Source organism: Nocardia aegles, assembly GCF_052545135.1.
Genome location: NZ_JBQWRI010000004.1, coordinates 449,296 through 472,453, shown reverse-complemented (window position 1 = coordinate 472,453; position 23,158 = coordinate 449,296). Strand labels below are relative to the sequence as shown.

The 23,158-nt window shown below is 66.5% G+C and carries 26 protein-coding genes; 17 read left to right on the top strand and 9 right to left on the bottom strand.

The window, feature by feature from the left end:
* Positions 1 to 239: 239 nt before the first annotated feature.
* The 11 genes from ACT89H_RS15685 (at position 240) to ACT89H_RS15635 (ending at position 9,266) form a co-directional block, all read left to right on the top strand.
* Positions 240 to 524, top strand: coding sequence for an IS3 family transposase (locus ACT89H_RS15685; RefSeq protein ID WP_445109318.1), 285 nt, complete (start codon positions 240 to 242; stop codon positions 522 to 524).
* Positions 524 to 1,051 (top strand): integrase core domain-containing protein, encoded by a 528-nt coding sequence (locus ACT89H_RS15680; protein ID WP_445109352.1) that lies wholly within the window; start codon positions 524 to 526, stop codon positions 1,049 to 1,051. Before ACT89H_RS15685 ends, ACT89H_RS15680 begins: the two co-directional genes overlap by 1 nt.
* A gap of 550 nt (positions 1,052 to 1,601) precedes the next feature.
* A complete protein-coding gene (locus tag ACT89H_RS15675) occupies positions 1,602 to 2,492 on the top strand; it encodes an SAM-dependent methyltransferase (RefSeq protein ID WP_445109317.1) in 891 nt (296 codons plus the stop codon).
* An 18-nt stretch (positions 2,493 to 2,510) separates the two neighbouring features.
* Positions 2,511 to 2,780 carry a hypothetical protein gene (locus tag ACT89H_RS15670; RefSeq protein WP_445109316.1) on the top strand — a complete coding sequence of 90 codons (270 nt, stop codon included), beginning with the start codon at positions 2,511 to 2,513 and terminating at the stop codon, positions 2,778 to 2,780.
* 87 nt (positions 2,781 to 2,867) lie between these two features.
* Positions 2,868 to 3,635: an SAM-dependent methyltransferase gene (locus ACT89H_RS15665; protein ID WP_445109315.1), complete on the top strand. Its 768-nt coding sequence runs from the start codon at positions 2,868 to 2,870 to the stop codon at positions 3,633 to 3,635.
* A 756-nt stretch (positions 3,636 to 4,391) separates the two neighbouring features.
* The gene (locus ACT89H_RS15660; RefSeq protein WP_445109314.1) at positions 4,392 to 4,553 is read left to right on the top strand and encodes a hypothetical protein; all 162 of its coding nucleotides are present in this window, start codon (positions 4,392 to 4,394) and stop codon (positions 4,551 to 4,553) included.
* Positions 4,554 to 4,659: 106 nt separating this feature from the next.
* Positions 4,660 to 5,106, top strand: coding sequence for a hypothetical protein (locus tag ACT89H_RS15655; RefSeq protein WP_445109313.1), 447 nt, complete (start codon positions 4,660 to 4,662; stop codon positions 5,104 to 5,106).
* Between the two features lie 35 nt (positions 5,107 to 5,141).
* Positions 5,142 to 5,408, top strand: a complete 267-nt coding sequence (locus ACT89H_RS15650) for an SHOCT domain-containing protein (protein ID WP_445109312.1) — start codon at positions 5,142 to 5,144, stop codon at positions 5,406 to 5,408.
* A 151-nt stretch (positions 5,409 to 5,559) separates the two neighbouring features.
* Positions 5,560 to 7,938 carry a heavy metal translocating P-type ATPase gene (locus ACT89H_RS15645; RefSeq protein ID WP_445109311.1) on the top strand — a complete coding sequence of 793 codons (2,379 nt, stop codon included), beginning with the start codon at positions 5,560 to 5,562 and terminating at the stop codon, positions 7,936 to 7,938.
* A 188-nt stretch (positions 7,939 to 8,126) separates the two neighbouring features.
* Positions 8,127 to 8,372 carry a hypothetical protein gene (locus ACT89H_RS15640; RefSeq protein ID WP_445109310.1) on the top strand — a complete coding sequence of 82 codons (246 nt, stop codon included), beginning with the start codon at positions 8,127 to 8,129 and terminating at the stop codon, positions 8,370 to 8,372.
* A gap of 231 nt (positions 8,373 to 8,603) precedes the next feature.
* Positions 8,604 to 9,266: a chymotrypsin family serine protease gene (locus ACT89H_RS15635; protein ID WP_445109309.1), complete on the top strand. Its 663-nt coding sequence runs from the start codon at positions 8,604 to 8,606 to the stop codon at positions 9,264 to 9,266.
* 276 nt (positions 9,267 to 9,542) lie between these two features.
* On the opposite strand, the gene ACT89H_RS15630 is transcribed toward ACT89H_RS15635, so the two are convergent.
* A complete protein-coding gene (locus ACT89H_RS15630) occupies positions 9,543 to 9,701 on the bottom strand; it encodes a hypothetical protein (RefSeq protein ID WP_445109308.1) in 159 nt (52 codons plus the stop codon).
* Between ACT89H_RS15630 and ACT89H_RS15625 the strand changes: the two genes are divergently transcribed.
* Positions 9,682 to 9,990 carry an SDR family NAD(P)-dependent oxidoreductase gene (locus tag ACT89H_RS15625; protein ID WP_445109307.1) on the top strand — a complete coding sequence of 103 codons (309 nt, stop codon included), beginning with the start codon at positions 9,682 to 9,684 and terminating at the stop codon, positions 9,988 to 9,990. The two genes, ACT89H_RS15630 and ACT89H_RS15625, sit on opposite strands and share 20 nt — an antisense overlap.
* Before the next feature lie 44 nt (positions 9,991 to 10,034).
* On the opposite strand, the gene ACT89H_RS15620 is transcribed toward ACT89H_RS15625, so the two are convergent.
* Together ACT89H_RS15620 and ACT89H_RS15615 are read right to left on the bottom strand one after the other, a co-directional pair.
* On the bottom strand, positions 10,035 to 11,918 hold the full coding sequence (locus ACT89H_RS15620; RefSeq protein WP_445109351.1) for a potassium transporter Kup: 1,884 nt from the start codon (positions 11,916 to 11,918) through the stop codon (positions 10,035 to 10,037).
* Positions 11,919 to 12,105: 187 nt separating this feature from the next.
* Positions 12,106 to 13,080 carry a GlxA family transcriptional regulator gene (locus tag ACT89H_RS15615; RefSeq protein ID WP_445109306.1) on the bottom strand — a complete coding sequence of 325 codons (975 nt, stop codon included), beginning with the start codon at positions 13,078 to 13,080 and terminating at the stop codon, positions 12,106 to 12,108.
* A 138-nt stretch (positions 13,081 to 13,218) separates the two neighbouring features.
* Here ACT89H_RS15615 and ACT89H_RS15610 point away from each other — a divergent pair, with 138 nt between their 5' ends.
* The 4 genes from ACT89H_RS15610 (at position 13,219) to ACT89H_RS15595 (ending at position 15,698) form a co-directional block, all read left to right on the top strand.
* Entirely contained in the window at positions 13,219 to 13,644 is a 426-nt protein-coding gene (locus ACT89H_RS15610) for a VOC family protein (RefSeq protein ID WP_445109305.1), read from the top strand.
* 157 nt (positions 13,645 to 13,801) lie between these two features.
* Positions 13,802 to 14,245 carry a hypothetical protein gene (locus ACT89H_RS15605; RefSeq protein WP_445109304.1) on the top strand — a complete coding sequence of 148 codons (444 nt, stop codon included), beginning with the start codon at positions 13,802 to 13,804 and terminating at the stop codon, positions 14,243 to 14,245.
* A 213-nt stretch (positions 14,246 to 14,458) separates the two neighbouring features.
* A complete protein-coding gene (locus ACT89H_RS15600; protein ID WP_445109303.1) occupies positions 14,459 to 14,896 on the top strand; it encodes an ATP-binding protein in 438 nt (145 codons plus the stop codon).
* Entirely contained in the window at positions 14,889 to 15,698 is an 810-nt protein-coding gene (locus ACT89H_RS15595) for an RNA polymerase sigma factor SigF (RefSeq protein WP_445109302.1), read from the top strand. The genes ACT89H_RS15600 and ACT89H_RS15595 overlap by 8 nt, the downstream gene beginning before the upstream one ends.
* 21 nt (positions 15,699 to 15,719) lie before the next feature.
* On the opposite strand, the gene ACT89H_RS15590 is transcribed toward ACT89H_RS15595, so the two are convergent.
* Positions 15,720 to 15,863: a hypothetical protein gene (locus ACT89H_RS15590; protein WP_445109301.1), complete on the bottom strand. Its 144-nt coding sequence runs from the start codon at positions 15,861 to 15,863 to the stop codon at positions 15,720 to 15,722.
* A gap of 130 nt (positions 15,864 to 15,993) precedes the next feature.
* Between ACT89H_RS15590 and ACT89H_RS15585 the strand changes: the two genes are divergently transcribed.
* Positions 15,994 to 18,048 carry an MMPL family transporter gene (locus tag ACT89H_RS15585; RefSeq protein WP_445109350.1) on the top strand — a complete coding sequence of 685 codons (2,055 nt, stop codon included), beginning with the start codon at positions 15,994 to 15,996 and terminating at the stop codon, positions 18,046 to 18,048.
* Between the two features lie 198 nt (positions 18,049 to 18,246).
* Here the strand turns inward: ACT89H_RS15585 and ACT89H_RS15580 are convergent, their stop codons facing one another.
* The 5 genes from ACT89H_RS15580 to ACT89H_RS15560 all read right to left on the bottom strand — a co-directional run bounded on the left by ACT89H_RS15580 (position 18,247) and on the right by ACT89H_RS15560 (position 23,067).
* A complete protein-coding gene (locus ACT89H_RS15580; RefSeq protein WP_445109300.1) occupies positions 18,247 to 18,420 on the bottom strand; it encodes a CsbD family protein in 174 nt (57 codons plus the stop codon).
* A 202-nt stretch (positions 18,421 to 18,622) separates the two neighbouring features.
* Positions 18,623 to 19,432, bottom strand: a complete 810-nt coding sequence (locus tag ACT89H_RS15575) for a hypothetical protein (protein WP_445109299.1) — start codon at positions 19,430 to 19,432, stop codon at positions 18,623 to 18,625.
* A 463-nt stretch (positions 19,433 to 19,895) separates the two neighbouring features.
* Positions 19,896 to 21,191, bottom strand: a complete 1,296-nt coding sequence (locus ACT89H_RS15570; RefSeq protein WP_445109298.1) for a bifunctional o-acetylhomoserine/o-acetylserine sulfhydrylase — start codon at positions 21,189 to 21,191, stop codon at positions 19,896 to 19,898.
* Positions 21,192 to 21,422: 231 nt separating this feature from the next.
* Positions 21,423 to 22,562, bottom strand: a complete 1,140-nt coding sequence (locus ACT89H_RS15565) for an AI-2E family transporter (protein ID WP_445109297.1) — start codon at positions 22,560 to 22,562, stop codon at positions 21,423 to 21,425.
* A 229-nt stretch (positions 22,563 to 22,791) separates the two neighbouring features.
* Positions 22,792 to 23,067, bottom strand: a complete 276-nt coding sequence (locus ACT89H_RS15560; RefSeq protein WP_043722149.1) for a hypothetical protein — start codon at positions 23,065 to 23,067, stop codon at positions 22,792 to 22,794.
* Between the last annotated feature and the right edge of the window lie 91 nt (positions 23,068 to 23,158).

Here is a 23,158-nt window from a genome sequence, read left to right as displayed (position 1 = left end):
CTCATAATCCATTGGTCGCGGGTTCGAGCCCCGCCCGCCCCACAAATGCCACTTGACCAGCGGAAATGCTGAAAGCGACAGCCGAGTTGGTCCAGAACAACGCTACCTGATCGGGCGGGCCTGGTCGCAACCTGTTCGGCCGGATCAGTGGTGGGTCGCCGATTTCATGCGCGTGCGGCGCACCACGATCACCACCGAACGCGACCGCGACCAGCCCGGAACGGCTCGCGTGCAAGGTTGTGGGGCTTCATCGGTCCACGTACCGGCGCCTGCCGGTCACGGAGATCCCGACGGACCCGGATGCCGGTCTGCGGGCGTGGCTGCGTTCGTATGCGGTCAAGCATCAGGGGCACGGGTTCCGCCGCGCCTGGGCAATCCTGCGGTTCGACGAAGGTCACGATGTCAACATCAAGAAGGTCCACCGGCTCTGGCGCGAGGAGGGCCTGCAGGTCCGCGAACACCATCCCCGCAAACGAGCCGGGTCTCCTCGGTCCCGTCGGTCGAGGCCGATGCGCCGAAGGTGATGTGGGCGTTGGATTTCCAGTTCGACTCCACCACCGATGGTCGGGCGGTGAAGATCGCGTCGATGATCGATGAACACCCCCAGGAATCCCTGCTGCACCTCCTGGAACGGTCGACCACCGCCGACCGGCTCGTCGCCGAGTTGGAGAAGGTGTTCGCCGCGGCCGGCGGCCCAAGGAGGGTGCTACGGACGGACAACGGTCCGGAAATGATTTCGACTGCCCTGCAACGGTTGTGCGCTGACCGGGTCGGGATCTCCTACATTCCACCGGGCACGCCGTGGAACAACGGTTTCGTGGAATCGTTCAACCGGCGGCTGCGGACCGAGTGCCTCAACCGCAACCACTGGACCAGCCTGCTCGAGGCCCGGGTGGTGATCGGTGATTTCAAGACCGACTACAACCGGCGGCACCGGCATTCGGCGCTGGGTTATCGCACACCGGCCGAGTACGCTGCGGCCTGCACCCACACCCATCATCCGATGGGGTGCGGGATCAACCGAACACGGAACGAAATCACCTGGCTCTAGTCCCGGGTGGTCTCGTCATCAGGGACCGCTCACACGGCCCTTTCGGGCAGCGAGATTAGGCGATATCGAACAACGCCGCGTCTGCGGGCCCAGCCTTCTCATGATGACGGCGGGTGCGTTGGCTGGCGGTGTCGGCGAGTTTCTGCGGCCGTGAGGGCGGCGATGATGTGGTCTGCGGCGGCGCGGGCGCCGGTTCGACATCGACACCCCCGCTTCTGGCGCAGCGCGCGCAGTTGATCCATGCAACCCGAGCGGGCGCTGCTAGCGGCTACTGATCCCAAAACTGTCCTCAAAACAGTCGCAACTTTGGCCTGTTGGGTCTCACCGCGACCGTCGCTTGGTCTCGCCCCTATTCTCAGCAGGTAGATACTGGATTGGGCCAGCAAACATACTGGTAGACGCTAACCAGGCCACCTGTATGAGCGTTCTGGCAAATATCTAGCACTTGCATGGTGTCGTCACCTGGGGGAGAATTGTTGGGCGGCTTAGTCCAACCTCCGAACGGCCCCGGATACTATGAATAGCTGCTGCCAATGAAAGGTGCCGAGTCATGATTTCGCAGCGTGGATCTTTGGTTGTCATGGGAAGCGGTATTCGAGGACTGCATCAGATGACTAATGAAGCGCGAGGCCGCCTCAATTCTGCGGAAAGAGTTTTCTACGCTGTATGCGACCCATTCTCTGAATCTTTGATTAAACGTACCTGTGAAACCGCGATAGACCTGTGTGAATTTTACGAGGAAGGTAAGGATCGCCGCGACACATATCGCGAAATGATCGAGGCTATTCTAAATCAGGTGCGAGCAGGCTTTCGGGTCTGCGCATTATTCTATGGCCATCCAGGTGTCTTTGTGTATCCCTCGTTCGAATGCGTACGAATCGCGCATGAGGAAGGCTACCGGGCCAGCATGCTTCCAGGGATATCCGCCGAAGACTGTCTCTATGCTGACCTTGGCGTTGACCCCGGGGCGCATGGGTGCATCTCCTACGAAGCTACAGACTTTCTCTTAAGTGATCATACAATCGATCCATCCTGCTCAGTTATTCTCTGGCAGGTCGATTGTGTCGGAGACCGCGCCTATCACGAGAACGGTTACGACGGACGATTCGTGCCATTGTTGGTCGATGCGCTGATGCGATTCTATCAGCCCGATCACATGGGGTACCTGTATACGGCTCCAATTCTCTCAGTCGGACGAGCTAGGGTTAATGAAGTAAGACTGGGTTGCCTTCACGAGCAGTTGCCGGCAAATCCGAGTTTCGGAACTCTATTCATCCCCCCGGCTAATCGCCCGAATGTTGACCTCGCAATGGCCGAACGTCTTGGAATCGCAATCGCAGAACTGGAGTCGTATCAGCAATCCCACGACTACCTACTTAAGTTCGGAGACGCTCAAGAGCACGTCTATGGACAGGGGCAGCGCTTCATCAAAGTGGATTAACCATGGTGCTAGCCGAAAGTGCTGGCCATCGACAGGAGGGGTGTAGACATGACATCGCCGAGCAATTTCGAGAAGTTTGTCAAGGACATGAGTGAAGCCAGTAATCGGCTAGACGCTTATGAGAACGCTCCCGAGGAACTGATGGAGGCCTATGGATTGACGGAAGACGAGAAGGCGGTAATCAGGGAAGGCAACGAAGACGCGATTCTGCAAAAGCTTGGATTCGAGGTGTCGGATGCACCCAGGTTCCGTCTCCGCATCCGAAACATACGCATCCGCCTTACATAGCGCGAATGCTGCACGAATACGGTGACGGCGCGGTGCCGCTACGAGCTTCGAGCCATATTTTCGCGATTGCAAGCGAGAGGTATTTCGATGAAAAGTGGATCTCTGGTTGTCGTCGGAACGGGCATAAAGGCTGTCGCACATATAACCGCCGAAGCAGTTGAGTCTATACGCTCCGCCGATATCGTGCTGTACGGGACTTCTGAACCGATAACTGCAGATTGGATACTGCGAAACTCGAAGAAGGCCGAGTGTCTAGACAGATTCTATGTCGTAGGTGGCGAGCGGTTGGTGGCATATGAAAAGATGATCACGGAGATCGTCGACTACGTGCGAGGCGGACTCAAAGTTTGCGTATCCTTCGAAGGTCACCCAGGAATCTTCGTTTATGTTTCGCATGAAAGCATTCGTCGTCTCCGGAAGGAGGGCTTTCGTGCCCGTATGATCCCCGGCATCTCGACACAGTCGGCGCTCTTTTGTGATCTTCTCTTCGATCCAGGTGAGTGCGGATGTCAATCATTTGATGCCACCGACTTCCTTCTCAAACGCTACCAGCCGGACGTGACCAGTGCGTTAGTCCTATGGCAGGCCGGTTGTATCGGTGATTTTCAATATCGGCACATACTTCCGCAAAACGACAATGTCCGTGTGCTCGCAGAGGTTTTAGCCGCATTCTATGGAGAGCAACACGAAGTCGTTGCGTATCAATCTCCCCTGTTCATGGTTAGCAAGCCGGTTATAAAATGGACGTCAATTGGCAAACTTCACGAGACGGACCTTGCCTTGGCGACTCTCTATGTTCCGCCTCTTCGTGCGCCTAGCACGAACGCAGATCTTGCAGAATTATTTGGAGTCTAGTGCCGATGCTAGGCCAGAGGCGGCAGGAGTTTATTTCTTAGAACTAGATATCCATTATCTGGATTTTATCTTTGGCGACTATGGACCAGAGTTAATATTCAGCGAATCTATGGTTGGCGGGGACGGGGCGACCTGGTGTGATCCGTTCGAATAGGCGTCTGGCTGCTGATTAGCAGCTGGAGGAATGCCGAGGCAGCACAGGTTCCGGCCGTAATCGTCCGCCCGGACCCGGATATACATCAAGCGCGCGAAACGCGAAAGCAGCTGTCGCCGAGGTCGACTTGAACCTGAACGCGTACGTGGTCGCGTTTCTACGCTGGCTGGTCCACAGAGCTGCGCCACCTGCAGGTGCGGGTTCGCGCGCAAGGGTGCGCTCAGTGCTGGGCGGGAGTCGGCAGGTGGGCGGGGGCCACGGCACGCGAGTTCACCGACGTGCCGGTTGTATGGCGCGCGTGGAGGGCATTGCTGTTCGAGGATGGAGCACAAGAGGAGGTCAGGCTGGGCATCACACACGGGTTTGATGCGCTTGCATCGAACGAGGGAAGTTTGTGGGCAAGGAACATGGTCGTTAGCATCAAGTTCTCCCGTGGAAACACCGCGCTCATCGGCGTCTGATGCGTGTTGATCTGCGGTTATGTCCTGTGCAGAAGGAGTTTTCGGTCGGGGGCGATCCATAGCGTTGATGCGAATGGATCAATTCCCTTCGGCCGATGCGGTCAGTCGCTCGGCGCGAGGAGTCCGGGAGAGGCGCTTGCGTTGAAGAAGATCGGCCGCCCGTTGATGGAGGCTCTCGAAACCATGTGGGCGGCAATTCAGGCCCGCCACCCCGACACATCTGATGTGGTCGTGACGATGGCCGCAGGCTCCACCGGCCGGAGTGGCGGCGTGCGGCTGGGACGGTTCGGGCCGGACCATTGATGCCTGAGCTGTTCGTGGGCTGTGAAGGCTTCGCCGCCGGCGCGGACGAGGTGCTCGGCGCGGTCCTGCACTATGCCGCGCACGGGATCGCCCGCTCCCGCGCGCGGTGAAGGACACCAGCCGCGCGGGTGCTTACCACAACGGCCGATACAAGCAGATCGCCGAGGAAATCGGCCTCACGGTGGAACGCACACCCCCGGTGAGGCTGGGCAACACCACCCTCGCGAAGGCCACCAGCGACGCGTACCGAGTGAACTCCCGACCCCTGGCTGCGGCGTTGGTAGCACACCGTCTCCATGAGACGGGGCAGACCACCGGTGCCGACGCCGCCGACGAGAACGATGACGACACCAGACGCGGCAAGGTTCAGGACGTTCACACCCAACCGCAGCATGAGAAGCCCGAGCATCCGGGCGAGTCCGGAGGCACGACGACGATCGTGCGCTGTGATCACGTCGCCATCATGGGCCGGCGCGCTCTGTGCCCAGGACTTTGGTCCCGCTGCCCGGTGCTGTTCGGCCGTGGTCGGCCTCGTCGCCGACCGGCACAGTGAGGGGCGAGCAGCGAATGCTCCTGAAGGAGACGGCGATGGTGATGTGGTACGGCAACGGCATGAGTGGCTGGGGCTACAGCCTGATGTTCATCGGTATGGTGATCTTCTGGGCGCTCGTGGTGGCGGGGATCGTGGCATTGGTCCGCTACGCGGCCAACAGCAGCGCCACCACGACCGGCGCACCACCACAGCGCGGCCCAACCCCGCACCAGATCCTCGCCGATCGGTACGCGCGCGGTGAGATCGACGACGAGGAATACACCCGCCGCAGGAAGACCCTCGACACCGGCACGCCCATCTGACCGTCACCCGACACGCACCCACGACCACCGGCGAGGCCCTTCGTCACCGGCACGCTCTGTGTCCGAGCATCGCAAACGGTGGATCGCCCCTTTCCTATATACCCCGGGTGGGTATAGTAATGTTCCGGAACGCTGCGAATGAGGAGTGGTGATGGTCGAGGAGTCCGGGCGTAGCACGGCGGTACTGGATGTCAGTGGGGTGCAGTGGGCCAGCCAGCAGAGCGTCGTGACCGCGGTCCTGGGGCGTCGGCCGGGCGTGTGGTCGGTGGAGCCGAATCCGGTGGCCCAGACCGCGACTGTGGTGTTCGACCCGCACCGCACGTCGGTGGCCGAGTTGCGGAATTGGGTGCGCGAGTGCGGGTTCCACTGCGCCGGGCAATCGGTGCCCGCCCACCTCTGCGATCCGATGATCGAGCCAGGCGCCCGGGCGTCGGCGGCCGGTCCCGCACCCGCCCACGAAGCCGCCGGTCATGCCGTGATCGACCAGGCTGCCGTCGCTTCCGCCCAGAAGGACCACGCAGCGATGGGGCACGCCGCGCATGCGGGGATGTCGATGGCCGCGATGGCTGTGGACATGCGCAACCGGTTCGCGGTGGCGGTGGTCTTCTCGCTGCTGGTGATGGCGTGGTCCCCGATGGCCACCGACATGTTCGGGCTGCATCTGCCGACACCATTCGGGTTGCGCCAGGACATCTGGGCTCTGGTGCTCAGCCTGCCGGTGATCTTCTATTCCTCGACGATCTTCTTCACCGGTGCCGTGCAAGCGTTGCGGGCCCGCACGCTGGACATGATGGTGCTGGTCGCGGTCGGGATCGGCGCGGGATGGCTGTACTCGCTGGCGATCAGCGCCACCGGCGGCGGTGAAGTGTTCTACGAGGCCTCCACCATGCTGGCCACCTTCGTGCTGCTGGGGCACTGGTTCGAGATGCGGGCCCGCGGAGGCGCCAACGACGCCATCCGCACACTGCTGGACCTGGCGCCACCGAAGGCGTTGGTCATCCGCGACGGGCACGAGCTCGAGATCCCCACTGCTGAGGTCGTCGTCGGGGACGTGCTGCTGGTGCGGCCGGGCGCGAAGATCGCCGCCGACGGTGTGGTCACCGATGGTGACAGCGAAGTAGACGAGTCCATGGTCACCGGCGAAAGCCTGCCGGTGCACAAGCAACCCGGCTCGCCGGTGATCGGCGCCACCATCAACGCCAACGGCACCCTGCGAGTGCGCGCGACCAAAGTCGGCGCCGAGACCGCGCTGGCGCAGATCGTGAATCTGGTTCAACAGGCCCAAAATTCGAAGGCACCCGGGCAGAAACTCGCCGACCGGGCCGCGTTCTGGCTGGTACTGGTCGCGCTCGTCGGTGGCGGACTCACCTTGGGTGGGTGGCTGCTGGCGGGCGCGGGCTTCGCCACCGCGATGCTGTTCGCCATCACCGTCGTCGTGATCACCTGCCCCGACGCGCTGGGCTTGGCGACCCCGACAGCGATCATGGTCGGCACCGGCCTCGGCGCCAAGCGTGGTGTGCTGTTCAAGAACGCGATGGCCCTGGAATCCGCGGCCCGGGTCCAGGTGGTGGTGATGGACAAGACCGGCACCCTCACCAAAGGCGAGCCGGAGGTCACCGACATCGTCACCGACGGAAACGCCGACGAGGACGCCGAACTGCTGGCCTTGCTCGCGGCGGTCGAACGGGAATCCGAACACCCGCTGGCCCGAGCCGTGGTCCGCCACGTCGAAGCACACGGCGTCGATGCCGCGGTCGCGGAGCGGTTCGAGAACGTGCCCGGCCACGGCGCCATCGCCGTGGTGGGAGGCCGTCGCGTCGTGGTCGGCAACCGGCGATTGTTCGAGCGGGAAGGAATCGAACTGGGCGAACTGGCCGCAGCCCGGGACCGGCTGGCCGGCACCGGGCACACCGCTGTGCTGGTCGCTGTCGACGACAAGGCTGCCGCGGTGATCGCCATCGCCGACGCACCGCGGGAAACCTCAGCTGCCGCCGTGCGGGAACTGCACGACCTCGGCATCGAGGTGGTCATGCTGACCGGCGATAACCAGGCCACCGCCGACCGCATCGCCGCCGACCTCGGCATCGACGTCGTTATCGCCGAGGTGCTACCCGGCGACAAAGCCACCAGGATCGCCGACCTGCAAGCCGACGGCCGCACAGTCGCCATGGTCGGCGACGGCGTCAACGACGCCCCCGCCCTGGCGCAGGCGGACCTGGGCATCGCCATCGGCGCCGGAACCGACGTCGCCATCGACACCGCCGACCTGGTACTGATGCGATCCGACCCACTCGACGTGCCCACCGCGATACGCATCGGCCGCGGCACCTTGCGCAAGATGCACCAGAACCTGGCCTGGGCCGTCGGCTACAACACCATCGCCCTGCCCATCGCCGCCGGTGTCTTCGAGCCACTCATCGGGCTCACCCTGCGCCCGGAAATAGCGGCCATGTCCATGTCCGGCTCCAGCATCATCGTGGCCGTCAACGCCCTGGCACTCAAACGACTCCGGCTACCCGACCACACGTGAAGGACACCGAACCCAGCGTCCGAGACTCCGGTACGACGACCTCCCGGACAGATCGCGCTGGAGGGGTGAGTGTTTCCGACCCCTAGGACGATGATCTTCCGCGCTTCCTGAGAGAAGAGTAAGAGGGGTCAATGCGGGACGTCTTCAATGGGCGAAGGCATCCCAACAGCCCAGTTGAAGGAAGCACCATGACCAAAAACAAGATTATCGCCACCGCAGCCGCGGCAGCCTGCGTGCCATTGATCGCTTTCGGTTCCGGCGTAGCTGTCGCTTCCCCGGATCAGGCACCTGCGCCCGCCCCGCCGGCGGCCGTCGACATCTCTCAGCATGGGCAGTTGCAGACCAATGACGCCGTTTTGTTCTGGGCTCCGTTCCTCTGGCCGGTCTGCTTCTTCCCGCCGTTGATCTTCGTCTTCCCGATCTGCATCGCATGATCTGCTGGACAGCATCGCTGACGAAAGGACGAACGCCGCGCGTCACGCGCACTCACCAGATCGTGGCGTGACCGTCGGCGTTTCGTCATCAATGACCGACACCCGACCAGGCTCGATCCCGCACTATTGGTGATGACGCCTGGCCGGCTGGTCGACCTGCGAAGTAAACAGCAGTACTGTTCGCGCGGCATCGGGGGGGACGATCTTCCCCTTCGACCGATTGGATGCGGCATGTTCGAGAAACTTGCGGGAACAGCTGCTGCGCTCGCGGCATGCGCAACGCTGATCGGGGCGCATGCGGGTATGGTGCACGCCGCCGCTCCCGTCGTGCTGGGTGGCGGCTCCGGCATCGTCGTCAACGGCGAGGGCATCTGTACGCTCACCACGATCGGGCACGATGCCGCAGGCCGGCTGGTCGGGTTCACCGCGGCTCATTGCGGTGGTCCGGGTACCAGCGTCGCGGCGGCGGCCGATCGCGACGCCGGCGTCGTCGGCACCATCGCCCAGGCCGACAACGACATGGATTACGCCGTCATCGTGTTCGAACCGGACAAAGTCGTGCCGGTCAGCCGCGTCGGCAACACGACGATCACCCAGGTGGGCGGTCCGGCGAAATTCCCGGACATCGCGTGTAAGGAAGGCTATAGCACCGGCCAGACCTGCGGACTGACCTACGGGAACGTGCTGGCGTCCGGGACGTGGACGTGGACACAGATATGCGTCGTTCCCGGTGACTCCGGCGGACCGGTCGTGGTCGGAACAACACTCGTCAGCATGGTGAACGCATACGTGACCGTGCCGTGCCTCGGACCGCAGCTCGGGACCGAGATGACCGCCGTCATCGATGACGTCGACGCCCGCGGCGGTCCCGGAGCGGGCTTCCACCCGATCTAGTCGGATGGCGCACCGACCGCTGAGCGTCAGCGAGTACGGCCGCGGTAGTCGACGCAGGCGCGGCCGTCGCCGGGAGGGTTCGCCGGGGCGGTCACTGCTGTGATGGCCTCGGTGTTTCGACACCGGTGGGCTTCAGCGCGTCTGACCTTCCGCCGCTCAGGTGCCAGCGGCTGCGGGTGCCGACGACAGCCGAGGCCTGCGGCGTTGAGAGCGAAGCCCGCCCCGCCCGCTCAACCGCCGCCCGAGGAGCTGTTGTCCGCCGGCGACGTTCGATTGTCACCGGTGTTCGGCCAGAGCTGTTGCCGTCGCGGTCACGAGGTCGATCACTCGAGTCCGGTCGATGCCGGGAAGTCTGCGGGCCAGCTCTCGTTCCAGATCCGCGCGGAACTCATGCCGCACCGCCGAGCCCTGCTCGGTGGGGACGGCGCGAGTCACGCGGCGCTACGGTGCCAGCAAGGCCGCCGTCGAGCAGCTCGTTCGGGTGCTGGCCAGGGAACTCGGCCCGCGCGGCATCACGGTCAACAGCGTGCTGCCCGGTGCCGTGCGCACCGACGCGCTCACCGCGTCCGGGATGGCCGCGGCGAATCAGCAGATCGCCCAGTCGATTCCGCTCGGCCGGATGGGCGAACCCGGCGACATCGCCGATGTCGTCGGCTTCCTGGTATCGGAGCAGGCCCGCTGGATCACCGGGGCGAGCGTGCCCGCCGGCGGGGGAGCGTTCTGAACCCCGCACGTGCGGGACGGGAGCGCGGCCGGGGCGGCGAGTGTCTAGATCTCGATGTGGGCGCCCATGATGACCGTACGGTCGCGGGGCAGGCCGAACTGCTCGGCGGCGTCGGCGGTGATGTAGGAGGTGGCGATGAACAGCCGTTTGCGCCACCGGGCCATCGTCGGCTCGGTTCCGGCGCGCAGCTCGATCTTCGACAGGAAGTAGGACGCTCGGTCCAGCTGCAACGGCCCCTCGGTGACGGCGGGGTCGAGCAGCGCCAGCGCTCCGGGTACGTCCTGCGCCTCCAAGTAGCCGAATCGGGCGCAAACATGAATGATTCCGTCTTCGGTGTAGCCGAGGGAGTCGACGCTGATCCGCCTGTCCGCCGCGACGCGCGGCACGGGTTCGGTCTCGATCGACATGATCACGACGTGAGCGTGGCGCACGTGGTTGTGTTCGGCATTGGCCCGCAAGGCGAGTGGCGCGGTTCGTTTGCCTCGGTTGAGGAAGACGGCCGTGCCGGGGACCTCGAGTATCGACGGGTCGCCCGCCTGCAAGTGGTCGACGAATTCGCCCAGCGACCCCTCTCGCCGTTCGCGTTCGGCGGTGACGATCTCGCGTCCACGTTGCCAGGTGGTCATGATGGTGAACGCGGTGAGACCGATCAGCAGCGGCAGCCACGCGCCGTGCACGAGCTTGGTCAGGTTGGCCGCGACGAACAGCAGGTCCACCGACAGCAGGGCGACGGCGCCCACGCTGAGCAGCCACAGCGGGATGCGCCAGCGGTCGCGGGCGACGTAGAAGAACAGCAGCGTGGTGATGGTGATCGTGGCCGTCACCGCCATGCCGAACGCGTAGGCCAGCGCCGCCGAACTGCGGAAGGCGAACACCAGGGTAAGCACCGAGACCATCAGCAGCCAGTTGATCCACGGGACGTAGATCTGGCCGACCGTGGCCTCCGAAGTGTGCGCGATGCGCAGCCGGGGCAGGTAGCCGAGCCGGGCGGCCTGGGACGCCACCGAATACGCGCCGGTGATCACCGCCTGCGACGCGATCACCGTCGCCGCGGTGGCCAGCAGCACCAGCGGCAGGCGGCCCCAGGCCGGCATGAGCAGGAAGAATGGGCTGTTGACGTGGCCGGGATCGGCGAGGATCAGCGCGCCTTGGCCGAAATAGCTGAGGATGCACGCGGGAAACACGAGCACCAGCCAGGCGCGGGTGATCGATCGGCGGCCGAAGTGACCCATGTCGGCATATAGCGCCTCGGCTCCGGTCACCGCGAGCACCACCGCCGCCAAGGCGAAGAACGCGGTGCCGAAATGGCCGAACAGGAAGCCCAGCGCGTAGGTCGGCGACAGTGCCCGCAGGATCTGCGGATGATCGGCGATGCCCGCCACCCCGCACGCGCCGATGGTGACGAACCAGATGATCATCACCGGCCCGAACACCCGGCCCACCGCCGCGGTGCCCCGCCGCTGCACCAGGAACAGCGTCACGATGATCACCGCGGTGATCGGCACGACGAACTCCCGCAGTGACGGCTCGACGACTTCGATGCCCTCGACCGCGGACAGCACGGAGATCGCCGGAGTGATCATGCTGTCGCCGAAGAACAGCGAAGCGCCGAAAATGCCCAGCGCCGCCAGCGCGGCGGCTTGCCGTCGGCCGCGATGGCCGCCCCACCGTCGCAGCAGCGTGATCAGCGCCATGATGCCGCCCTCACCGTCGTTGTCGGCGCGCAGGGCAAGCAGGATGTAGGTGACGGTGACGATGATGGTGACCGACCAGAACACCAGTGAGACCACGCCGTACACGTTGTCCGTGCTGATCGGCACCGGATGCGGATCGCCCGGGTTGAACACCGTCTGGATGGTGTAGATCGGGCTGGTGCCGATGTCGCCGAACACCACGCCCAGCGCGCCGACCACCACGCCCAGCCGCACGGTGTCGTGCGCGCTGGTCGCGGCGGGCGCGGGAGTTCGCCCCTCGTCGGATGTGGTCGTGTGCTGCTGATCGGTCACCCGGTCCTCCTCGAGCCGCGTTGGGCCGCCCGTGCGGACGATACCGTTCGCGGAGCGCGGCCGTCCGCGGCGGCCGGCGCACGGCATCCGGCGTCGTGCCGCGGTCGGCTCAGTACGACACGCGCGTCATGCGGATTTCGGATATCGACATGCCCCGGCGTCGGCGGAACAATCCGCGCAGCGTTCCGGCGTTGAGATAGCCCACCTTGGCGGCCACCGCGTCCACCGTGAGCGATGTGGTGCGCAGCAGTTGCACGGCCCGTTCCAGGCGGATGTCGTGCACGAATTCGGTAGGGGACATGCCCAATTCGGCGTTGGTGGCTCGCTGCAGGCTGCGTTCGGTGACACCGATGGCGCGTGCGGCCTGGGATATCCGGAAGTTCTCGCCGAGGTGTGTGCGGACCCAGCGTTCGAAGGCGGCGGTGACGGAATCGCCGCGGGCGATGACCTCGGGAACGATGAACTCGCGTTGCGGTCGTCCGGCGCCCACGGCCAGGTAACGCATGACGCGTTCGGCCAGCGCCGGGCTCTTGCCCGCGATCAGCGACAGCGCGAGGTCCATGTGCGACAGTGCGGCGCCCGCGGTGGTGACGCGTTGTCCGCGGCACAGCGTGCGGCCCTCGTCGAGTTCCACGCGCGGATAACGGCGCCGGAAGCTGGGGCCGAGCCACCAGCTCGTGGTCGCGGGCGAACCGTCCAGCACGCCCGCCTCGGCCAGGAAGAACGTTCCGGTGCAGGCGCCGGCGAGGTGAGCGCCCCGATCGCGGGCCGCGGCCAGCCGATCGAGCACGGGGCGGCTGGTGGGTGCGGATACGAGGTCGATCAGCGCCGCGGCCTCGAGGACGTTCACGGCTGGCACGATCATCAGGTCGAATCCGCCGCCGAGTTCGTCGAGCGGGATCGTCGGCACGGTGTTGCCGTTGCCCGACCGCACCGTGGCGCCGAAGGAGGCGCTGCGCACCCGCCACGGCGTCGGCGGGTCGGGCAGCTCGGTGCGTACGGCGTTGGCGGTGTTGAAGGTTTCCAACAGGGCGGCGTATCCGAAATCGGCTACGCCGTCGACCACGAAGACGACGACGTCCATGTCGGAAACGGTACCGAAGATGTCGTTTACGACTCTCGGTTCCGCCGGGATTCTGTCCTACCGTAATCGCGAGACGGCTCGTCCGCCGGAGTGCCGGGGAATAGATCGAGCCCGCCTACCTCGTTCGGGAGCGTAACCATGATCGAAACGACCGGAACGCACCACATCCGGTTGACCGTGACCGATATCGCCCGGTCGCGTGCCTTCTACCGAGACGTGCTCGGTTTCCCCATCGCCGCCGAATCGCCGGGCAGCCCCGACGATCCGGCGGTGCGCGTCGATCCGATGCGGCTGTTCGGCGGCGTGGTGTTCCAGGCCAACGGGATGCTGCTCGGCCTGCGCCCGGTCGCCGATCCGGCGGACCGATTCGATTCCGAGCGTGTGGGTTTGGACCATCTCAGCTTCACCGTCCCGGCGCGCGACGATCTCGTGGCCGCGGCCGCTCGCCTGGCGGAGGCGGGCATCGAACACGGGGAGATCACCGAAATGGCCGATTTCGGCATCGCGATCCTGTCGTTCTCCGATCCCGACGGCATCCATCTCGAACTCACTGCGCCCCTGTGATTTTTCGTCCACCAACAACGGGCATGCCGGATCCGGAATGAACGCTGTCCTGATGAGGGCTTGGCCGACCGACCGTGCGAGCGGTGGGGTCGTGCCGGGGAGGTACGCCATGCCGGTCCAGCGTGCGCGACCGCGGAAGCGGTCCGAAGGCTCGGCGTTGCCGAGTCCGAGTGCTCTGCTGTGCGCGCTGGGCGGCCAGCACGCGCAGGGCCCGGTGAGCCGGTGGGCGCGCGAGCTGACCGAACTGCACCGGCAGTGCCGGGAGGACGCGCGCGAGTCGGTCGAGTCGCGGCGGCGTTGCGCCGAGTTGGTCGACCGAATCGACACCTGGGCGGCGCTGCACCTGCCGTGCGCCGACCCCGGGGTGCGGGTGCACGAGACGAGCCTGGGCGAAATGATCCATCGGATGGCCGCCGTCGCGGAAGAGGCGTTCCATCTGCTGATGCACGACGATCCAGGTGGTGAGCGCATGCACGCGGCATGGACCCGGCTGGCCGAATTGGAGATCGCCTACGCCGATCTGGTGTGTGCGATCGGGGACGGCCGTCGCCGCCTTCCGACCGCACCGACCGGAGTTCCGGCGGCACGGGAGGCTCAGTGATCTCCCCGGGTTCGATCGAGGAACGCCGGACGAACGCGCTGCTCATCGTCGTCGGGAGCGGTTGCCGGGAGCACGCGCGTGCGCGTCGCCGCCCCTGGCGAACTGCCGCTTCGGACCGAAGACGCGCGCCGTGCGGTGGCCGATCGAACCGGGTGGGCCAGAGGGCGTAGGCTTGGCGCTCCGAACGGACGGCGCGACTTCTGGGAGCGGTGCATGAGCAAGGGTGAGGGGACTCCTCCCGCTACGACGCGGACCGGCACGATCAGCGTGCGGGTGCCCGCGGTGTCCGAACAGCTGGCGATGCTGCGTGCGTTGGCCGAGACGGTCACGCTCATGGCCGATTTCGGCATCGATGAGGTGACCGACATCCGGCTGGCTCTGGACGAGGTGGCCAGCGCGCTGGTGCTGGACGCGGTGGACGGGGCGGAGCTGGAGTGTGCGTTCGGCTTCGAGGACGACGCGGTGGACGTGCGCGTCTCCACCGTCACGGTGTCGGACACCAGCCCGGACGAGTCCGGCTTCGGCTGGCACATCGTGGCGACGTTGACGGATTCGGTCTCGGCGACCCGAGGCGCACACGACTCCGCGGCGGGCGGCTACCCGACTGTCGTCGACTTCCGTTGGGTGCGCGGCGGCTCGAATAATGAGTAGCGAGTCGAAACAGGCTGCTGCCAAGCGGAAGTCGCGGGGAGACACCTACGACAATATCGAGCCGCTCTTCGCCGAACTGGCCGCGCTGGCCCCGGATGATCCGCGCCGGGAAGCCGTACGCACCGAGCTGATCCAGCGCTGCCTGCCGCTTGCCGAACACATCGCCCGCAAGTTCAGTGGCCGCGGCGAGAGTTTCGAGGACCTGTTGCAGATCGCGCGGGTGGGCATGCTCGCCGCCGTCGACCGCTTCGATCCGGGGCACGGCGCGACCTTCCTGTCGTTCGCGGTGCCGACGATCATGGGCGAAGTGCGCAGGCATTTCCGCGACTACGCCTGGTCGGTGCGAGTGCCGCGTCGGCTCAAGGAGATCCAGTCCACCATCGGTCCGACGGTGGAGATCCTGTCCCAGCGTTTGGGCCGGATGCCGCGGGCGCGGGAGATCGCCCAGGAATTGGGTGCGGACCTGAACGAGGTGACCCAGGCGCTGATCGCGCGCAACGCCTACCAGACCTCGTCGATCGACGCCGCCTCGGACACCGACGACACGGAGTCCGGCGGTCCCTCGCTGCTGGACTCGCTCGGCGCCGAGGACCCGGATTTCAGCACCGTGGAGAACTACCTGGCGGTGCAGCCGCTGCTGGCGGCGTTGCCGGAACGCGAGAAGCAGGTGCTGGTGATGCGCTTCTTCGACTCGATGTCCCAGGAGCAGATCGCCCAGCGGATCGGCTGCTCGCAGATGCAGGTCTCGCGGATCCTGTCGAAGACCTTGAAATCGCTGCGCGAGCAGGCACTGCGGGACTGACGCGAGGCCGGGCGGAGGCCTTCACCCGCCGATCGATTCGGCGTAATGCTCGCGCGGGGCGTGGACGACCGCGATCAGCACGCGGTGCGCGGCGCGCAGATCCGCGTCGGGCAGTTTCGGCCAGCGCGGCGCGGGTCTGCCGCCCGAGCGGTGTGAAGCAGCCACGTCCAGGCCGTGCTCGTCGTAGCGCGGGACGACCCGCCTGTGGTCGGCCGGATCGGTGGCGTAGGTGGCTGCTGAATATCTGAATTTCTGAGAGAGTTGCCAGGTGAGCGCTTGGGATCGCTATGCCTCGATGGTGACCGCCCGGACCTCGTGGGTGCTGCTCGTGGCGCTCATCGCCGCGTCGATCGGCCTGATCGCCGCGGTGGGCGAGAACGAGTCCGCCGGGCAGGCCCCCACCGCGCTGCCGTCCTCCGCGGAATCGGCTCGGGTCGAACAGGCGCTCGGGGAGTTCCCGGACGCGGGGTCGGCCGCAGCGATCATCGTGGTCACGCGCGCCGATGGCGGTGAGCTGACCGGTGACGACCGCAATGCCACCGCGGCGGCGGTGGCCCGCGCCACGGGACGAGCGCCCGGCCCGGCCGACCTGCTCACCGCACCGGACCGGAAAGCGGCGATCGGGCAGGTGCCCGTGGATGCCGGCCTGAGTGGATTCGCGCTGACCGACCGCATCGAGGACATCCGTACCGTCGCGCGCGACGGCTTGCCCGACCGTCTCGCTGTGCAGGTCACCGGCGGTCCCGCCTTCGGCGCCGACATCGCCGATGCGTTCTCCGGCGCCAATGTCACTCTGCTGACGGTGACCGCGGTGGTCGTCGCCGTGCTGCTGATCGCCACGTACCGCTCCCCGGTGCTGTGGCTGGTGCCGCTCGCGGTGGTCGGCGCGGCCGATCGGGTGGCCACCGGCGCCGCAACCGCGCTCGCGCGCGTGACCGCTCTCACCTTCGACGGCTCGACCTCCGGTGTCACCAGCGTGCTGGTATTCGGTGCGGGTACCAACTACGCGCTGTTGCTGGTGTCGCGCTATCGCGACGAACTGCACCGGGAAGCCGACCATCGCACGGCCTTGCGCCAGGCGGTGCGGCGCGCCGGTCCCGCGATCCTGGCCAGCAACGTGACGGTGGTCGTCGCGCTGCTCGTGCTGCTGTTCGCCTCGGTGCCCAGCACCCGCAGCCTCGGCGTGATGGCCGCGCTCGGATTGCTGGTGGCGGTGGTGTTCGTCCTGCTCGCGCTGCCCGCCGCGCTCGCGCTGTGCGGGCGTAACGTGTTCTGGCCGTTCGTGCCGGAGGTCGACGACCGCGATACGGCGGACGAGGGCATCTGGCATGCGATCGCCGCGCGCGTGGTGCGTAGGCCCGCGGTGGTCGCCGCGAGCGCCCTCGTGGCGCTGGCCATCTGTGCCACCGGGTTGCTGTCGACGCGGGTGGGTCTCTCGCAGACCGAGCAGTTCCGGGTCCGCGCGGAGTCGGTCGCCGGATTCGACACTCTGGCCAGGCATTTCCCCTCCGGCGCAGCCGATCCCGCGATTGTCCTCGCGCGGGGCGATGCGGTGGTGGCGATCGACGCGGCGTTCCACCGCACGGACGGCGTGGTGATGACCTGGCAGACCGGCACCTCGCCGACCGGGCTGACCCGCTGGGCCGTGGTGATCGACGCGCCGCCGTCCTCCGCACGTGCCTTCGACACGATCGAGGCGCTGCGCGCGTCGGTGGCTCAGGTGCCGGGAGCCGACGCGATGGTAGGCGGCGCCGACGCACAGGCGCTGGACGTTCAGACCGCCGCGAGCCGAGACCGCAGGCTGATCATCCCGCTCATCCTCGTCGTGGTGCTCATGGTGTTGCTGGCGCTGCTGCGCGCGGTGCCCGCCGCGGTGTTGCTGGTGGCGGTGACGGTGTTGAGCGCGCTGGCCGCGCTCGGGCTGGGCAGCTGGATGAGCGAGCACGTATTGGGTTTCCCGGCATTGGACATCAGCGTGCCGCTGTTCGCGTTCCTCTTCCTGGTCGCATTAGGCGTCGACTACACGATCTTCCTGGTGACCCGGGCGCGGGAGGAGACCCCTGGGCACGGCACCACGCACGGCATGGTGCGGGCGGTGTCGGTGACCGGCGCGGTGATCACCAGTGCGGGCATCGTGCTGGCGGCGGTGTTCTGTGTGCTCGGCGTGCTCCCGCTGATCACCCTGACCCAGGTCGGCATCGTGGTCGGCCTCGGCATCCTGCTCGACACGTTCGTCGTGCGCACAGTGGTGATTCCCGCGCTGTTCAGCCTGATCGGGCGCAGGATCTGGTGGCCGAGCGAGCTGCGGCTCGTCGAGGAGGAGGGCGCCGGGCGCGGCGCCGCCGACTAGCGGTCGCCGGAGCTGTGGTGCGCTCGACTGGTTGAGCCGGTTTCTCCGAAAGAAAGCGGACGACCGCTCGATGCGGCCATCCGCCTGATATATCTACCTGCGCTTTCGCTCCGGCCGGGCGCGCTGGTTCGGCCGCGTTTCCGCCGGCCGTGCGGCCCGCCCGGGCTATGTCCGACAGCGCACTACAACAAGCGGCGGTCAGTGCCGGAAGGCGTCCTTGACCTTCTCGCCCGCGTCTTTCAGGTCGGACTTGATCTGGTCGGTGCGCCCTTCGTCGCGCTTGCCGCGATCGCCTGCGGCCTTGCCGAGCTTTTCCTTGGCCTGACCAGCGACTTTGTCGGTCTTGTTCTTCGCTTTGTCGACTGTGCTCATGTCACAACCTCCTTCTGAAGCGACCGGCCGGCCATCTTCAGCCGATCCTTTTCGCAGTAGCCCGTTACCGCTCGGCTAAACATCGGCTATTTCGCGTAAAAAGCAGAAGACCCGGCGGAAAACCGGGTCTTCGCGGATATCGCGCATAATCGAAAATGGACGCCGGATACCGCGTGCTGCCAGCGGTTCGCGGCGCCCGGAATCACGCGGCCGGAATCGTGGGCGGCGTCAAAAGGCCTTGCAGCACACCGACACCCGCGCCGACGGCCGCGCCGACGGCGATGGCCGGGGAGGCGACGAATCCGTAACCGATGGCGGCGCCGAGGGCCATGACGGCTACTGTCCCGGTCGGAAACATCGGCAAGCCCGCGATGGCGCCGCAGATGGCGCCGATGACCGCCCCGATCGAGGCGACCGGCGCGGCCACCATGCTGCCAGCCGAGGCGCCGATGGCGGTGGAGCCGATCAGGTCGGCGGCGATGCGGTCGGAACGCGACGGCTCGAAGCCGGCCGAATCCAAGGTCTGCGCGATGCCCGCTTCCGGGCCCGCGATCGCGTCGTTGAACATCTTGCCCTGCTCGGGGGTCATGAAGTCCGGTCGGCCGATCACCACCGAACCCACCCGCAGCGTGCCGGGCGGCGCCTCGATCGGCGCGACCGCGGGCGCCGGAGCGGCCGGGTTGGGCAGGTGCAGCCGCTGCGGGTCGATCGGCGCGAGCAGATTCGGATCCGGCATCGGCCGGTTGACGCTCAGGTCGTTGCGGCCCGCGGACACCGGGGGCGCGGGCGGAATGGCCGCGGGATCCGCGGGATCGGCCACCGGGATCACGCCCAGGCCGGGCCCCGGGGCGAACGGGACCTGGACGGAGATCTCCGGCAGCAGCGGGTCGGCGGTGGCGGTCGCGGCGGCGCCGACCAAGGACAACGGGATGGCGCCCGCGACGACCAGAGTGGCGGCGCGGCGAAAAAAGGGATGTGCCGGAGTGTCGATTTCGGGTACTGCTGTGCCCATGGACTTACCCACCTCATTCTGACGAGGACATGTACCTACCCTTCTAGTTCGATTCAGAAAGCCTTATGGATGCGCGGAAGTCCGATTTTGTTTTCGATTGCGGCGAACCACGCTTCCGCCAATCGAATCCACGTGCCGTAACCGAATGGCTTTGCCCCCGTGGTCAACCGATAGCAACCGCGCCGTGGTGGCATTTTCCAACGGAAATCAGGGAAATCGCCCTCGAAACGGGGCGCTACCCCGCCGGGCGGGTTCGGATCCATATCGCGGCCCGACCGGGCGCCCACCGGGGCCCCGGCGGTACGCCGTCGCGAACGAGCCGCTGCCGCGGGTGTTCTACGAGGGGCACACCGCGACCGCGACGCGTTCGACGCCGTGCCCACCCGCGACGGGCGGGTGGGCACAGCCGGGCCGCACGCGGCCCGCGACCAGGAGCCACCCGATCCCGCCGGGGCGCAACGCGTCAGGACGCCGCGTCGAATCCGGTACGCAGATCGGCGATGATGTCGTCGATTCCCTCGATGCCGACCGCGAGCCGGACCAAGCCGGGCGTGACGCCCGCGGCCAGCTGCTCTTCCGGTGTGAGCTGCGAGTGCGTGGTGGAGGCGGGGTGGATCACCAGCGAGCGCACGTCACCGATGTTGGCGACGTGACTGTGCAGGCGCAGCGCCTCGACGAACCGCTTGCCCGCGTCCACTCCGCCGGCCAGCTCGAAGCCGATCACCGCGCCGGCGCCCTTCGGCGCGAGCGCTCGGCCCCGCTCGTACCACGGCGACGACGGCAGGCCCGCGTAGGAGACCGAGGTGACTTCCGAACGGGTGGTGAGGAATTCGGCCACGGCCTGCGCGTTCCGCACGTGCCGCTCCACCCGCAGGCTCAGCGTCTCCAGGCCCTGGCTGATCAGGAACGCGTTGAACGGCGATACCGCGGAGCCGAGGTCGCGCAGCAGTTGCACGCGCGCCTTGAGCGCATAGGCGGGCGCACCCAGTTCGGCGTACACGACACCGTGGTAACTCGGGTCGGGTTCGGTGAAGCCGGGGAATCGGCCGCCGGTCCAGTCGAACGTGCCACCGTCCACGATCACGCCCGCGATGGCCGCGCCGTGTCCGCCGAGGTACTTGGTGGCCGAGTGCACGACGATGTCGGCGCCGTGGGCCAGCGGCTGGATCAGGTAGGGCGTGGCGACGGTGTTGTCCACGATCAGCGGCACACCGTTGTCGTGCGCGATGCCCGCGATCCCCGGGATGTCGAGGATGTGGTTCTGCGGGTTGGAGATCGTTTCGCCGTACAGCGCCTTGGTGTTCGGGCGAATGGCGGCTTTCCACTGCTCGAGGTCGTCGGGGTCCTCGACGAAGGAGACCTCGATGCCGAGCTTGGGCAGCGAGTAGTGGAAGAGGTTGTAGGTGCCGCCGTAGAGGCGCGGGCTGGAGACGATGTGGTCGCCGGCTCCGGCGATGTTGAGGATCGCGAAGGTCTCCGCAGCCTGCCCGGAGGCCAGCAGCAGGGCGGCCACGCCGCCTTCCAGGGCGGCGATGCGCTGCTCCACCGCGTCCTGGGTCGGGTTCATGATCCTGGTGTAGATGTTGCCGGGCTCGGCCAGACCGAACAGCGCCGCCGCGTGCGCGGTGTCGCGGAAGGTGTAGGAGGTGGTCTGGTAGATCGGCAGGGCGCGGGCGTTGGTCGTGCCGTCCGGAATCTGTCCGACGTGGATCTGCTTCGTCTCGAAGCTCCAGTTCTGGGACAGGTCTGGTTCGGTCATCGGGAAGGTCCTCCTTCTGGTGAGTGATCGATCTGGTTGGGACGGCGGCTAATCGGCGATCAGCGTGGTGCCGACCGGGGTACGCCCGTTCGCCGGGGCGTCGGCGATGTCGTTGAGCGGGGTGCCCACATCAGTTGTCATGCCCACTGACGCTAGGAACCGCGGGGGGTAACGGCGATGGTTACGTTCGGGCTGAGCGCAACGATGGTGCGTGGCCGTGCCGGTGCCGCGTCAGTCCGCGGGCTCGCTCTCCGGTTGCGGGGGCGGCGCGGTGGCCGCGTCGATCTGCTCGCCGACATAACGCAGGACGACCGCGACCATCGCGACAACGGGCACGGCCAGGAACGCGCCGACGATCCCGTACAGCGAGCCGCCCGCGGTGACCGCCAGCAGCACGATGACCGCGTGCAGGCGCATGCTGCGGCTCTGCAACACCGGTTGCAGCACGTTGCCCTCCAACTGCTGCACGGCGACCACGATGCCGAGCACGATCAACGCGGTGACGAAGCCGTTGCCCACCAGCGCGACCAGCACCGCGAGGGCGCCGGCGACGAACGCGCCGACCATGGGGACGAATCCGCCCAGGAAGGTGATCACCGCGAGAACCAGCGCCAGCGGCACCCCGAGGATGACCAGACCGGCGCCGATGAGCACCGCGTCGACCAGGCTGACCAGCGCCTGGGTCCGGATGAACCCGCCGAGCACGACCCAGATCCGGCTGAGCACCTCCTCCAGGTGCCTGCCGCCGCGGCTGCCGGAGACGCTGTGCAGCCAGGGCAGGAAACGCGGCCCGTCCTTGACGAAGAAGAAGCTCAGCACAAGCACCAGGAACAGGGTGATCAGCGCCGACGTCGCGGTGGTCACGCCGCTGAACACGCCGGTCGCGATCTGCGCTGAACTCGACTGCAAGCGCGACACGATCGCGTCGACCGCCGAATTCAACTGCTCTTCGCGAACTCGCAACGGCGGCCCCTGCAACCAGTCGCGCACCTGGTTGACGCCCGCGCTCGCTTTGTCGGCCAGTTCCGGGACCTGGTCCACCACCGAGGGCACGATCAGCGCGATGACCCCGGCCAGCACAGCGAGGAAACCGAGCACCGCGATCGAGGCCGCCGCGGCAGGCGGCAAGCCGCGGGCGGTGAGCCAGCGTACCGGCGGCCACAGCACGGTGGCGATCACGATCGCCAGCGCCACCGGCAGGATCACCACCCACAGCCGGGCGACCAGGTAGCCGAGCACCCACGCGCCCGCCGCGATCGCGACGACGCACAGCGCCCACTTGGCCAGCCACAGCAGGCCCACACCGATGACATCACCGCGATCACGGGGTGTGGGTTCGTCCGATGTGTCGCTTTCGCTGCGTTCGCTCACCGGCCCAGTCTGGCACGACGGCACGCGAGTGAGCAGGGCTCGAGATCACCCGACCCGGTTGATTCCGGTCCGCTGACGCCATCGTCCGAGTCGACGACGCGCAGCTCTACGCCCGGTTACTCGGGGAGTTCCCGGACCGGCCGCGCGCTGTACGAGTCGCTGGCATCCTGCACTGACCTCTGGCGATAGCGAGAAGCTATAGCGGTTTACGATTCGGCTGCCTGGCGGGTCAGCCGATGACGGCGTTCATGATGGTGCCCGCGCTGGTGGCGACCACCCCGCCGATCATGGCTCCGGCCACCATCTTCGGGGACTCGAGCCCGCCGCCGGTCCACTTCTCCCAGGCGAAGCGGCCACCGGCGTAGATGATGCCGCAGATGCCCGACAGGAGCACGAACCACGTCAGGTAGCGGACCAGTTGGAGGAACTTGTCGGAGATCGGCGGTGCTTCTGGAGTGGGGTTGCCGATCTGCGCCAGGGTGTCGTAAGCGGCGGCCAGGATCATCGTCGTTCGCTCATTCTGGATTCGGGACAGGGGCAAGTGATTCGCTGAGAAGATCGTATCCGTTCGCTCGCCGCGATGCAGTCAGGTCCGT

Coding starts and splice junctions, on each gene's coding strand:
- ACT89H_RS15580 (WP_445109300.1), bottom strand. CDS start 18,420: ATGAGCACAGTCGACAAAGCGAAGAACAAGACCGACAAAGTCGCTGGT.
- ACT89H_RS15615 (WP_445109306.1), bottom strand. CDS start 13,080: ATGGACGTCGTCGTCTTCGTGGTCGACGGCGTAGCCGATTTCGGATAC.
- ACT89H_RS15665 (WP_445109315.1), top strand. CDS start 2,868: ATGAAAAGTGGATCTCTGGTTGTCGTCGGAACGGGCATAAAGGCTGTC.
- ACT89H_RS15595 (WP_445109302.1), top strand. CDS start 14,889: ATGAGTAGCGAGTCGAAACAGGCTGCTGCCAAGCGGAAGTCGCGGGGA.
- ACT89H_RS15640 (WP_445109310.1), top strand. CDS start 8,127: ATGACCAAAAACAAGATTATCGCCACCGCAGCCGCGGCAGCCTGCGTG.
- ACT89H_RS15570 (WP_445109298.1), bottom strand. CDS start 21,191: ATGACCGAACCAGACCTGTCCCAGAACTGGAGCTTCGAGACGAAGCAG.
- ACT89H_RS15585 (WP_445109350.1), top strand. CDS start 15,994: ATGGTGACCGCCCGGACCTCGTGGGTGCTGCTCGTGGCGCTCATCGCC.
- ACT89H_RS15650 (WP_445109312.1), top strand. CDS start 5,142: ATGGTGATGTGGTACGGCAACGGCATGAGTGGCTGGGGCTACAGCCTG.
- ACT89H_RS15560 (WP_043722149.1), bottom strand. CDS start 23,067: ATGATCCTGGCCGCCGCTTACGACACCCTGGCGCAGATCGGCAACCCC.
- ACT89H_RS15575 (WP_445109299.1), bottom strand. CDS start 19,432: ATGGGCACAGCAGTACCCGAAATCGACACTCCGGCACATCCCTTTTTT.
- ACT89H_RS15600 (WP_445109303.1), top strand. CDS start 14,459: ATGAGCAAGGGTGAGGGGACTCCTCCCGCTACGACGCGGACCGGCACG.
- ACT89H_RS15680 (WP_445109352.1), top strand. CDS start 524: ATGTGGGCGTTGGATTTCCAGTTCGACTCCACCACCGATGGTCGGGCG.
- ACT89H_RS15610 (WP_445109305.1), top strand. CDS start 13,219: ATGATCGAAACGACCGGAACGCACCACATCCGGTTGACCGTGACCGAT.
- ACT89H_RS15675 (WP_445109317.1), top strand. CDS start 1,602: ATGATTTCGCAGCGTGGATCTTTGGTTGTCATGGGAAGCGGTATTCGA.
- ACT89H_RS15635 (WP_445109309.1), top strand. CDS start 8,604: ATGTTCGAGAAACTTGCGGGAACAGCTGCTGCGCTCGCGGCATGCGCA.
- ACT89H_RS15645 (WP_445109311.1), top strand. CDS start 5,560: ATGGTCGAGGAGTCCGGGCGTAGCACGGCGGTACTGGATGTCAGTGGG.